Raw genomic sequence first — 12,116 nt, forward strand, 5'->3', positions numbered from 1 at the left:
GGTCAGCCGCCGAGCGGCAAGGAGCCCTCGCGCCGGGGCGCGGGCACCGGGGCGGGGCCGCCGGTCTCGTCGGCGGAGAGGTCACGCCCCTTCGTCTCCCTGGCGAACCGCACGGTCACGGCGGTGACCAGGGCCGCGAACGACATGTAGAGCGCCACCGGCAGCGCGGACCCGTAGTCCTTGAGGAGTTCCACGGCGATGATCGGGGCGAGCGCGCCGGCGACGATGGAGGCGAGCTGGGAGCCCAGCGAGGCGCCGGAGTAGCGCACCTTGGTGTCGAACAGCTCGGAGATGAACGCGGCCTGGGGCCCGTACATCGCGCCGTGGAAGAGCAGCCCGACGGTGACCGCGAGGGCGATGACGGGGAATGACTTGGTGTCGAGCAGCGCGAAGAAGGCGAAGGCCCACCCCGCCATCCCGACGGCCCCGATCAGGGTGACCGGGCGGCGGCCGACGCGGTCCGAGAGCGCGCCCCACAGCGGGATGGTGACGAAGTGCAGCGCGGACCCGATGAGCACGGCGTTGAGCGCGTCGCTCTTGGGCAGGTCGAGGTGGACGGTGACGTAGACGAGGACGAAGGCCGTGAGGATGTAGTACGAGATGTTCTCGCCGAACCGGGTGCCGATGGCGGTGAGGACCTCGCGCCAGCTCCTGCGGAACACCTCGACCACCGGCGGCTTCTGCTCGGCTCCCGCCGCGGCGGCGGCCTCCGCCTCGCGCTGTGCCTTGAGGAAGACCGGCGACTCGGTGACGGAGATGCGGATCCACAGGCCGATCATCACCAGGACCCCGGAGAGCAGGAAGGGCACACGCCAGCCCCAGGCGAGGAAGGCCTCCTCGGACTGGACGGCGGCGAGCAGCGCGAGCACGCCGGTGGCGAGGAGGTTGCCGCCGGGCGCGCCGGCCTGCGGCCAGGAGGCCCAGAAGCCGCGCCGAGCGTCGCCGCCGTGCTCGGAGACCAGGAGCACCGCGCCGCCCCACTCGCCGCCGAGGGCGAAGCCCTGCACCAGGCGGAGGACGGTGAGCAGGACGGGGGCGCCGACGCCGATGCTCGCGTGGGTGGGGAGCAGGCCCATCGCGAAGGTGGCGCCGCCCATCATCAGCAGGCTGATCACCAGGAGCTTCTTGCGCCCCATGCGGTCGCCGAAGTGCCCGAAGACGGCGCCGCCGAGGGGGCGGGCGGCGAAGCCGACCGCGTAGGTGAGGAAGGAGAGCAGGGTGCCGACGAGGGGGTCGCTGGAGGGGAAGAAGAGGGTGTTGAAGACCAGTGCGGCGGCCGAGCCGTAGAGGAAGAAGTCGTACCACTCGATGGTGGTGCCGACGAGGCTGGCCGCCACGATGCGGCCGATGCCGGCGCGGGCCGGCGGAGCGGTTGCTTGGGAGGCCATGTGCACCACTTCCAGGAGTTCCGCGGGGACGCTTCCGTACCGGCACAAGGTAGGAAACCGCAGATCAGTGGCGTATATGGCGGAGCACCATGGTTGCCGTGCCGCTGATGTGACCGGCCACCATGCGAGGCGCGGGACCGGACAGAAGTTACCTTTTGGTATGGCGTGACTTCCCACGCCTACGGCAGTAGAACTCGTTCCGATTCAGCCACAAGTGAGGAAGGTCACATGAGCGATACATCCGAGCACAGAACCTTATCTGACGGCCTGTCACGTCGTAGATTCATTGCTGGAACAGGTTCCATTATGGGGGCCGTCGCGCTCTCCGCGCAGGCGTATCCGGCCCGCGCACTCGACGCCGCCGCCCGCGTCCCCGTCCTGGTGATAGGCACCGGTTACGGCGGCTCGGTGACCGCCCTGCGGCTCGCCGAGGCAGGCGTCGACGTGCACATGGTCGAGATGGGCAAGGCCTGGGACACCCCCGGCTCAGACGGCAAGATCTTCGCCAACACCACGAGCCCGGACGAGCGCTCCTACTGGCTGCGCACCAGGACCAAGCAGCCGCTGAGCAACTTCCTCGGCTTCCCCATCGACAAGAACGTCCCCAGGCACACCGGCATCCTGGACGCCGAGGAGTTCGGCGGCATCACCGTCTACCAGGGCCGTGGCGTCGGCGGCGGTTCACTGGTCAACGGCGGCATGGCCGTGACGCCCCGGCGGGAGAACTTCGCCGCGGTGCTCCCGACGGTCGACGCCAACGAGATGTACGGGACCTACTACCCGCGCGCCAACGCGGGCCTCGGCGTCGCCACCATCGACCCCGACTGGTTCGAGACCGCCGAGTGCTACAAGTACGCCCGGGTCGGCCGCAAGCACGCCCAGCGCTCCGGCTTCCCCTTCGTCTTCGTCCCCGACGTGTACGACTGGGACTACATGAAGCGGGAACAGGCGGGCACCGCCACCAGGTCGGCGCTCGCTGGAGAGATCCTCTACGGCAACAACCACGGCAAGAAGTCCCTCCAGCAGACCTACCTCGCCCGCGCGAAGGCGACCGGACGGGTCACCATCACCCCGCTGCACCGGGTCACCTCCGTCACCCCGGCCGCCGGGGGCGGCTACACCGTCACCATGGAGCAGCTCAACACCACCGGTGACACCGTCGCCACCAAGGAGATGACGGCCGACAAGGTGTTCTTCGCCGCGGGCAGCGTCGGCACCAGCAAGCTCCTGGTGAAGCTGAAGGCGACCGGCGCCCTGTCCCGGCTCAACGGCGAGGTCGGCAAGGGCTGGGGCGACAACGGCAACGTCATGTGCGGGCGCGCCAACCACATGTGGGACGCGACGGGGAGCCTGCAGTCCGCCATCCCCACCGCGGGCATCGACAACTGGGCCGCGGGCGGCGCCTTCGCCGAGGTGGCGCCGCTGCCCACCGGCATCGAGACGTACGCCTCGTTCTACCTGTCGATCACCAAGAACCCGCACCGCGCCCAGTTCTCCTGGAACGCGGCGGCGGGCAGGGCGGAGCTCGACTGGCAGACCGCCTGGAAGCAGCCGTCGATCGACGCGGCCAAGACGATCTTCGACAAGATCAACGCCAAGGAGGGGACGATCTACCGCACCGACCTCTTCGGCACCTACAAGATCTGGGGCGACCACCTCACGTACCACCCGCTCGGCGGCGCGGTCCTCGGCAGGGCGACCGACAACTACGGCCGCCTGCAGGGGTATGCGGGGCTCTACGTCATCGACGGGGCGCTGATCCCCGGCAACACCAGCGTCAACCCCTTCGTCACCATCACCGCGCTCGCCGAGCGCAACATCGCGAAGATCATCGACACCGACCTGTGAGCTGCCCGCGCCCCCGCGAAGGAGCCCTCAGGGCTTGGGCAGCACGCACACGGTGTCCAGACCGAGCACGTGGTTGAGCCGGCCGAACGCCAGCCACGACCCGATGCTCATGCTCAGCTCCACGATCTCCGCCTGGCTGTAGTGCGCGGTCATCCGCGTCCAGAACTCCTCGTCGAGATGGTGGTGGTCCAGGGCGTACCGCTCGGCGTACTCCGCGGCCAGCCTCGTGCGGTCGTCGAAGGCGTCGGTGGTGCGCCACTGGGTCACGGCGTCGGCGAACTCCTCCTCGACCTTCAGCCCGTCGCGCTCGGTGCGCCAGTCCAGGCAGAAGACACAGCCGTTGATCTGCGCGATGCGCAGCCGCGCCGCCTCGAACTCGCGCAGACCCAGGGTGGTGTGGGCGTACACGGCGAGGGAGAAGTTCGACGCGGCCATCCCTATCCCGGGGACCATGTCGCCCCACACGTAGGGAATCGGTTCCTGCCCCTCGGGGATGTCGATGTGCATGGGTCACTTCCTTCCGAGCCGGCCCGCCGCCGGGCGCAGCGGGACGTCGAGCGCGTCGTAGAGGCCGGGTCCGGCGTCCACGAGCCAGTCGATGGCGTTCACCAGACGGCCCACCGCGGTGGCGTTGCCGCCCGCCGAGCGGTTCTCGTCCTCGTCGGTGGCCTCGACCGTCACCTCGATACGGGGGCGGCCCTCGATGATCACCCGGTGGGCGCCGTCAGCGCCGCCGGGCGGCACGGGCCAGTCCGGGGCGCAGGACGCGTGGATGCGGGTGACGTGCTCGATGACGATGCGGGGCTCGCCGCCGACGAAGCCCCGCACCTCGAAGCGCACGGCCCCCTGGGTGCCCGCCGCGAACTCCCCCATCGTGCGCGTGCGGACGCTCCTCTCGAGCGCGCGCCGGTCGAGGGTCTCGCGGATCTCGTCGAGCTCGACGCCGAGCGCCCTGGCCATCAGCCGTATCTGCCCGCCCCACACCATCGTGGGGACCGAGGGGGCGAGCATCAGCGGCTCGTAGTCCATCGGATGCCCCATCCCGATCAGATGGCGGACCGAGTCCTCCTGGTCGTACGTGGTGTAGTCGAAGATCTCCTGGCAGCGGACGGCGTCCACGGTGGAGCCGAGCCCGCTGACCAGGAGCGGCAGCACGTCGTTGCCCCACCCCGGGTCGACGCCGGAGGCGAAGAGCGCGCCGCCGCCCTCCGCGACGGCGGCGAGCACCGGATCGCGGAACTCCGGCGGGGCGCCGCGCTGGTCGTAGAGCGGATAGAGCGAGGGCGTCACGACGACGGCGCCCGCGCGGACCGCGCGCACCACATCGCCGAGCGCCTCGTCGGGGCGCAGATCACCGGAGGCCGCGTACACCACCGCGCGCGGCCCGGCGGCGAGGACCGCGTCGACGTCGTCGGTCGCGGCCACCCCCAACAGGCGCTCCAGACCCGCCAGTTCACCCGCGTCACGGCCGATCTTCGCCGGGCTGTGCACCAGCACGCCCGCCAGGTCGAGCGCAGGATGGGCGTTGACGGCGCGCACGGCCGCACGGCCCACATTTCCGGTACCCCAGACCACCGTGGGAATCATGCGCGGAGGGTAGCGAGGGGCGTCAGCGGTTGACAGAGGCGTGAACCGACAAGTCCGCCGATGCCTCTTCCGCACGCTCCTACCGCCGGTACGCTACGCATATGCTCCTGGGGCGTTCCTCGGAATGCGCACGTCTTCTCGCTCTCATCGACAAGGCTCGCGGGGGCGAGAGCGGTGCCCTGCTCATCCGCGGCGAGGCGGGCATCGGCAAGACGAGCCTCATCTCCTACGTGGCCGCGCAGGCCGACGATCTGATGCGGCTCGGCACCCGCGGCGTCGAGGTCGAGTCCGACCTGCCCTATGTGGGCCTCGCCGATCTGCTCCGGCCCGTGCTGCACTTCCTCGACCGTATCCCCGAGCGCCAGGCCGCCGCCCTCACCGGCGCCCTCGCGCTCGGCCCCGCCGTCGCACAGGACCGCTTCGCGGTGGCCGCGGGCACGCTCAGCCTCTTCGGTGCCATCGCCGAGGAGGGCCCCGTCCTCGTCACCGTCGACGACGCCCAGTGGCTCGACCCGTACTCCCTGGACGCGCTCGCCTTCGCCACCCGCAGACTCGGCCGCGAAGGCGTCGTCGTGCTGTTCACCACCCGCGACGAACTGGAGGAGCCCGCCTCCCGGCTCGCCTCCATCGAGACCATGACCCTCGGCGGCCTCGACGCCGACTCCGCACACCGCCTCATCGCCGAGGAGGGCACCGCCCGGCTCACCGAGGGCGAGGCGGCCCGGCTGCTCGCCGAGGCCCGCGGCAACCCGCTCGCCCTGATCGAACTCCCGGCCCTGCTCGCCGGGAGCGGCGCCGACGGCGACGACACCGAGGCCCCGCTGCCCATCGGCGAACTCCTCGCCCACACCTTCGGCAGCGCCGTGGCCCGGCTGCCCCAGGAGGCCCAGGACGCCATGCTGCTCCTCGCGGTCCTCGGCACCCGCCCCCTCGCGGGCACCGAGGCGGCGCTGCGCGCGCACGACCTCAGCTACGAGTCCCTGGAGGCGGCCGAGGCCGCCGGTCTGGTCGTCGAGGAGCGGGACGGGTACGCCTTCCGGCACCCGCTGGTGCGCTCGGCGGTCTACCACGGCGCCACCCCGGTGCGCAGACGCCGGGCCCACCACGCCATCGCGCGCTCACTCCAGGGCGCCACCGCCCCCGCCCTGGAGCAGTACGCCTGGCACCTGGCCGCCTCCGGCGCCGAGCCSGACGAGCACGTGGCCTCGCTCCTGGAGAACGCCGCCTCCGGTGCCCCCGAGACCCTGGCCTACCCCCTGGCCTCCCGGCTGTACGAGCGGGCCGCCCGGTTCACCCCGGAGGGGCAGCGCAAGGCCGAGCGGCTGCTGTGCGCGGCCCGCGCCTCCCAGGCCGCCGGATCGCTGAACGAAGCCGCCGCGATCCTCGACCGCGCCCTGGAGCACGCCGAACAGCTCAACACCCAGCTCGACATCCGCCAGCTGCGCTGCTACCTCGACGTGCAGCGCGGCAGGCCGACCCGCTCCCGCGAACTGCTCAGGTCCGCCGTCGACGAGGCGGAGAAGGTCGACCCCGCGCTCGCCGCCGTCATGCTGGGCGGCATCGCGCTCACCGAACTGGCCGTCGGCGACCTCACCGCCGCCCAGCGCACCTCCGAGACGGCGATGAAGCTGGCCGAGACCGCCCATCAGACGCTGCTCCCGGTGCGGCTCCTGCGCACCCTGGTCCTGCTGCTCGGCGGCGACGCCGAGGCGGGCCGCACGCTCCTGCGCGAACTGGCGCAGCCGCTCGCCTCGCCCGACCCGGCCTTCCCCTACCCGCTCTCCGGCGTGGGCGGGCTCTGCCACCTCGCGGCCGAGGAACTCGACGAGGCGCACGGCCTCCTGGACCGCGCCGCCTACACCGCCCGCGGCTCCAGCGCGGTCGGCCTGCTCTCGCACCTGCTGTGCACGCTGGCCGTGGTGGAGTTCTGGCGGGGCCGGTGGAGCTCCTCGGTCGCCCACGCGGACGAGGCGGTGCGCCTCGCCGAGGCCACCGGCAGGCTGATCGAGGTGCCGCGCGGCCTCGCGGGCCTCGCGCGGACCGAGGCGGCGCTCAACCGCGAGGAGGACTGCCGCAAGCACGCGGCACAGACCATGGAGTGGGCCGCCGCCACCGAACTGCCCATGGACGCGGCACGGGCCCGCGGCGCCCTCGGCCTCCTGGAGCTCGGCCTCGGCCGCTTCGAGGAGGCGGTGCACCGCCTGGAGGAGGTCCGCGCCTTCTCCCGTACGCACGGCCGCGGCGACGGCCTCTATCTGACCTGGGCCGCCGACCTCGCGGACGCCTATGTCCATCTGCACATGCCCAAGGAGGCCCGCGAGGTCCTCGAAGTCCTTGAGTACGAGGGTTCGCGCGGCCACCGGCCGGTCACCGCGGGGGCGGCGGCGCGCTGCCGGGGCCTGCTGGAACCGAACGACCCCGAGGCCGCCTCGCGCCATATGCAGCGCTCCCTCGCGCTGCTCGCCGAGCGCCCGGTGCCCTTCGAGCGGGCGCGCACCGAGTTCGCCTGGGGCGAGCAGCTGCGCAGGCAGGGCAGGCGCAGCGAGGCCCGCCCGCTGCTTGAGCGGGCCCACGCCACGTTCGAGCGGCTCGGCGCCTCCGGGTGGGCGGCCCGGGTCGCCGCCGAACTGCACGCGGCGGGCGGCACCGAGGTCCGCCCGGAGCGTGCGCCCCTTGAGCGCCTGACCCCGCAGGAGATGCAGGTCGCCCTGGTGGTCGGCCGGGGTCTGACCAACCACGAGGTGGCCGAGCGGCTGTTCCTCAGCGTCAAGACCGTCGAGTTCCACCTGAGCAACATCTACCGCAAGCTCGACGGGGTGCACCGCCGCGCCCAGTTGGTCCGGCTGCTCGCTCAGGCCTCGGAGGCGTCGGCGGTCTGACGGGGCAGGGCCCACTCCAGGACCGCCATGGCGCTGCTGAGCTTCATCGACGCCTGTGTCCACGCCACCGACCTGGGCCCGTCGAGGACCGCCCCGGTGACCTCGTCGCCGCGGTGCGCGGGCAGGTCGTGCAGGAACAGCGCGCCGGGGCGGCGCGTCATGAACTCCTCGTCGACGTGGAAGGGCCGGAACCGCTCGCGCCAGGCGGCGTCGGCCTTGCGGGTGCCGGTGGTCTGCCAGCGGGTGGTGTAGACGACGTCGACCCCGGTGGGCAGGTCGTCGGCCGAGTCCCTGAGCCGGATCAGCGCTCCGGCCCGCGCGGCCCGCTTCCGCGCCGCCGTGAGCTGCTCCTCGGGGATGCCGTAGCCGGCCGGGCAGGCGAAGGTGGCCTCGCAGCCGGGCACGCCGGACAGGGCGAGGGCGAGCGCCGTGGCAGTGTTGTTGCCCTCCCCCACGTACAGCAGCCGCAGGCCGCGCAGGTCGCCCAGGCAGAGCCGCAGGGTGCCGAGGTCGCACAGGCCCTGGGAGGGGTGTTCCTCGGTGGCCATCGCGTTGACCACCGGCAGGCGGCCGTGGCGGGAGAGCTGCCGCAGCTCCTTCAGGGGGCCCGCGGTGCGGGCGACGAGGCCGTCCAGCATGCTGCCGAACACCCGCCCGGTGTCGGCGATCGCCTCGCCGGTGGACAGCTGGAGGTCACCGGGACCGTAGGTCACCGGGGCTGCGCCGAGGCGCAGGGCGGCCACCGTGAAGGCGGTACGGGTGCGGGTGGACGGCTTGGTGAACAGGACGCCCACCGTGGCTCCGGCCAGCGGCCGGGTGTGCGCCGCGGGGTCGCGGTGGAATTCCACGGCCCGGTCCGCGAGGCGGGCGACGGTCTCCACCTCCAGGTCGGCCAGGGAGAACAGGCCGCTCTCGGGGGCGGCGGGCGGCGCGCCGCGGGGGACGGTCTCGTCGGTCGTCATGACTCTTCCTCCGTGGAGGGGGTGAGGGGCAGTGCCGGTACACCGCTCAGCAGTCCGGCCGCGGCGAAGGCGTCCGTCGCGCCGGGCTGGTCGAGGACTCCGGTGTCCCGGAAGAGGCGGACGGTGTGCCGCGCGGTGGCCCGCAGGGCGTCCTTGCTCCGCGAGCTCAGGTAGCGGTCGGCGATGACCTGCCGCACGGCGTCGGGGCCGAGCCCGGCCGCGGTCAGCGCCGCGGCCACCGGGCGCAGGTCGGGGGTGAGGCTGGAGACGATCAGCTCGGGCAGGCAGTGGGCGGCCCGCCGCCGCAGCTGCGGGGAGAGGCCGCTCCACAGGCGTTCGAAGAAGCGTGAGAAGTACACGTGGTGGTGGCCCTCGTCCCTGGCGTGGTCCCGCACGATCTCCCGTACGACGGGCAGCACCGCGCGGTCCTTGGGCACCTCGCCGAGTACGGAGGTGACCAGCGTCTCGAAGACGACGACCTGGAGGAGCTGGGCGAGGACCGGCTCGCCCTTGAGGAGTTCGGCGCCGATGCCGTCGAGCTGCCGCAGGAAGGGGTCGAAGGCGTAGGGCAGCGGCGGGATGCCGGACGCCTCGGCGATCTGCTCGACCACTTCGAGGCTGTAGAGCGCGTGGTAGCCCTCGTCGCAGTAGATGCGGTAGGCGTCCAGGCGCACCGAGGCGGGCAGTTCGAGCCCCGAGCGGCCGTCCGCGATGCGCTCGGTGGCGCGGTTGACCACCCGGGTCTCGAAGTGGGCCGTGAAGGACAGGTAGTGGTAGAGGTGGCGGGCGAGGAGTTCGTGGCGGCGCCGCTCGGGCAGCGCGCGCACCAGCGGATGGGTCCAGTAGGGCACCAGGTGGTGCGGGAAGAAGCGGGTCGCGGGGTCCAGGGGGCCCGTCACCGTCCGGTGCGGGCCGCCGCGCACCCCCGCCCGCTCGTACCAGTCGTGCGCGTCGTTGTCCGTCATTCCTTCTCGGTTCCGGGAAGTGGCTCGGTCAGGTCTTGGTGGCGGCCGGGACGGCCGTCCGCAGCGCCTCGGGCTGGTGGACCCCGGAGCGGGCGGCGGCCGCCGCGAGCAGGCCGACGGCCCCGAAGACGGGCCACACCGCGCCGCCGAGCCCCTGGAAGAGGAGCGCGCCGAGCGCGGGGCCCGCCGCGTAGCCGACGCTCTGGCCCGCGGAGAGGGCGGCGATGTAGCGGCTGCGGGCGCCCTCGGGGGCGGTCAGTGCCGGGTAGGCGAGGGTGGAGGGCGCGGCGATCATCTCGCCCAGCGTCCACACGACGGTGGCAGCGACGAGGAACGCGACTCCGCCGCCCACCCCGTACAGGCCGATGCCGGTGCCGATGAGGGCGATGCCGCCCGCGATGGAGACGCGCATCGGCCAGTGCTGCACATAGCGGGTCAGCGGGAGTTCCCCCACGATGACCAGGAGGCCGTTGAGCGCGACGAGCGCGGTGTACACGGCCGTCGGCACGGAGCGTGCGCGCAGGTCGAGCGGGAGCGCGGAGAGGTACTGCGACTCCACGAGCGCGATCAGGAACAGCGCGAGCACGACGAGCGCGAACCGCCGGTCGCGCAGCACGTCGGCGTAGCGGGCCCGCTCCCGGGCGCCGCGCGCGGCCGGGGCGGGCGAGCCGCACGGCAGCGCGACCAGCGCCACCACGCCGAAGGCCACCGACACCGCCGCGTTGACCTCGAACATCAGCGTGTACGAGCCGGTCAGGAGCGCCGCTCCGGCGAGCGGGCCGAGCGCGGCGCCCACGTTCAGGGCGAGGCGGAAGACCGCCGACGCCACCACCAGGCGCTCAGGCGGCAGGAGTTCGGCGAGCAGTGCCGAGGCCGCGGGCCGGTAGACCTGCGCGGCGACGCCGGTCGCGGTGACGGTGAGGAGCAGCGCGAGGTAGCCGGGCGCGGCGGGCAGGACCGCGGTGAGCACTCCGGTGACGAGCACCGAGCCCGCGATGGCGAGCCGGTTGCCGACCCGTTCGGCGAGGATCCCGCCCAGCAGGGTGCCGAGCACGGAACCGGCGCCGTAGCCGGTGAGGACGAGGCCCGCCTGGGCCGCCGTGTGCCCGAGCGAGGTCACGTACAGGACCACGAAGACCTGGACGTAGGAGCCCATGCGGTTCAGGGCGACCCCGGCCAGGAGCAGCCGTGCCGGGCCCGGCAGCGCGCGCAGGGCGGCGCGGACGCCGGGGTCCGCCGTCGGCGCGCTCATGACGCCACCTGTGCGCCGGGGTCCGCGGGCAGCGGCCGGCCCACCAGGTGCACGCGCTCCGCCGCCGCGTCGAGCCGGGCGGCGCACTCGGCGGGGGTGTCGGCCTCGCACAGGACGTAGGCGTACCGCTGGAGGTAGTCCAGCGGCGGCAGCCGCAGCTCGTCGCCGGGGCCCGCGAGGGCGACGGCCCGCAGCAGCCCCGGCACGGCGCCCGGTTCCGGCACGGCCACCTCGTCCACGCGGCAGTGCTCGGGCGGATACAGGAAGCGGATACCGGTGGTGCGGGCTCGTACGGCGTCCAGGCCGGGCCTGGCGCGCACGGCGACGTCCGCCGCCGCGAGGCCCGGGTCGATGCCGGTGGCGAGCGAGCCCAGGTAGGGGATGAGGTCGCCGCCGAGCCGCCCGTTCACCTCGATCACCACGAACCCCCGGGTGGTCAGGCGGACCTCGGTGTGGGTGACGGCGTCGTCGACGCGCAGCGCGCGGTGGGTAGCGGCGAGCACCCAGCGCAGGGACGGGTCGGTGAGGAGCGGATCGCCCGCGCTCACCATGTGGCCCGTCTCCTCGAAGTACGGGAAGAGGCCGACCTCCTTGCGGGCGAGGAACATCGGCGTGTAGCGGCCCTCGTGGACGACGCCGTCGACGCTGATCTCGGGCCCTTCCAGGTACTCCTCGACGAGGATGCCCGCGCGGTAGGTCGGGACGCCGGGGTAGTGGGCCGCCCGTGCGTCGGCGAAGAGGCCCGCGAGGTCGTCGGCCGAGCGGACCAGGGCGACGCCCCGGCTCGCACCGAGACCGCGCGGTTTGACCACCACGGGGTAGCCGATCCACTCGGCGGCGGCAGCGGCCTCCGCGAGGTCGGCGACGAGCGCGAACCTCGGCTGCGGAAGACCGACGTCGCGCAGGAGCGCGCGGGTGCGGTGCTTGTCGCGGCAGTTGCGCACGGCGGTCACGGAGGGCCCCGGCAGGCCGAGGGCCTCGGCGACCTGGGCCGCGGGCAGGATCAGCGCCTCGTCGTAGCAGAAGACGCCGAGCACCTTGCGCTGGTCGGCGACCGCGCGGGCGGCCCGGGTCAGGGCGTTCAGATCGGTCGGATCGACCTCGGTGGCGCCCGCGAGGTGCGGGGACTGCCAGGTGGGGGCCGCCGTGTCGAGCAGCCAGAGGTCGGCGCGGAGCGCCGCGGAACGCAGCCGGTACTCGCGGTACTCCTGGGTGCCGCTGCCCACCACGAGGAC

The 12,116-nt window shown here is 73.1% G+C and carries 9 protein-coding genes; 2 read left to right on the forward strand and 7 right to left on the reverse strand.

Annotated elements, in window-relative coordinates:
- Positions 1 to 2: 2 nt before the first annotated feature.
- The gene (locus AB8Z36_RS14355; protein WP_369213664.1) at positions 3 to 1,388 is read right to left on the reverse strand and encodes an MFS transporter; all 1,386 of its coding nucleotides are present in this window, start codon (positions 1,386 to 1,388) and stop codon (positions 3 to 5) included.
- Positions 1,389 to 1,694: 306 nt separating this feature from the next.
- On the opposite strand from AB8Z36_RS14355, the gene AB8Z36_RS14360 reads away from it, so the two are divergent.
- On the forward strand, positions 1,695 to 3,236 hold the full coding sequence (locus AB8Z36_RS14360; RefSeq protein ID WP_440581917.1) for a GMC oxidoreductase: 1,542 nt from the start codon (positions 1,695 to 1,697) through the stop codon (positions 3,234 to 3,236).
- Positions 3,237 to 3,263: 27 nt separating this feature from the next.
- Here AB8Z36_RS14360 and AB8Z36_RS14365 read toward each other — a convergent pair whose 3' ends face one another.
- Positions 3,264 to 3,743 (reverse strand): carboxymuconolactone decarboxylase family protein, encoded by a 480-nt coding sequence (locus AB8Z36_RS14365; protein ID WP_369213666.1) that lies wholly within the window; start codon positions 3,741 to 3,743, stop codon positions 3,264 to 3,266.
- A gap of 3 nt (positions 3,744 to 3,746) precedes the next feature.
- Positions 3,747 to 4,823 carry an NAD(P)H-dependent amine dehydrogenase family protein gene (locus AB8Z36_RS14370; protein ID WP_369213667.1) on the reverse strand — a complete coding sequence of 359 codons (1,077 nt, stop codon included), beginning with the start codon at positions 4,821 to 4,823 and terminating at the stop codon, positions 3,747 to 3,749.
- 101 nt (positions 4,824 to 4,924) lie between these two features.
- On the opposite strand from AB8Z36_RS14370, the gene AB8Z36_RS14375 reads away from it, so the two are divergent.
- Positions 4,925 to 7,702 (forward strand): helix-turn-helix transcriptional regulator, encoded by a 2,778-nt coding sequence (locus AB8Z36_RS14375; protein ID WP_369213668.1) that lies wholly within the window; start codon positions 4,925 to 4,927, stop codon positions 7,700 to 7,702.
- On the opposite strand, the gene AB8Z36_RS14380 is transcribed toward AB8Z36_RS14375, so the two are convergent.
- From AB8Z36_RS14380 to AB8Z36_RS14395, 4 genes are all read right to left on the reverse strand, one after another.
- On the reverse strand, positions 7,675 to 8,664 hold the full coding sequence (locus AB8Z36_RS14380) for an ornithine carbamoyltransferase (protein WP_369213669.1): 990 nt from the start codon (positions 8,662 to 8,664) through the stop codon (positions 7,675 to 7,677). The two genes, AB8Z36_RS14375 and AB8Z36_RS14380, sit on opposite strands and share 28 nt — an antisense overlap.
- The gene (locus tag AB8Z36_RS14385; RefSeq protein ID WP_369213670.1) at positions 8,661 to 9,629 is read right to left on the reverse strand and encodes a diiron oxygenase; all 969 of its coding nucleotides are present in this window, start codon (positions 9,627 to 9,629) and stop codon (positions 8,661 to 8,663) included. Before AB8Z36_RS14385 ends, AB8Z36_RS14380 begins: the two co-directional genes overlap by 4 nt.
- Before the next feature lie 28 nt (positions 9,630 to 9,657).
- Complete coding sequence (locus AB8Z36_RS14390; RefSeq protein ID WP_369213671.1) at positions 9,658 to 10,881, reverse strand: MFS transporter; 1,224 nt, start codon at positions 10,879 to 10,881, stop codon at positions 9,658 to 9,660.
- Positions 10,878 to 12,116 (reverse strand): ATP-grasp domain-containing protein (locus AB8Z36_RS14395; protein WP_369213672.1); only part of this gene is annotated, 1,239 nt, incomplete at its 5' end. The genes AB8Z36_RS14390 and AB8Z36_RS14395, both read right to left, overlap by 4 nt.

Source organism: Streptomyces flavofungini, assembly GCF_041028215.1.
Lineage (GTDB): Bacteria > Actinomycetota > Actinomycetes > Streptomycetales > Streptomycetaceae > Streptomyces > Streptomyces flavofungini_B.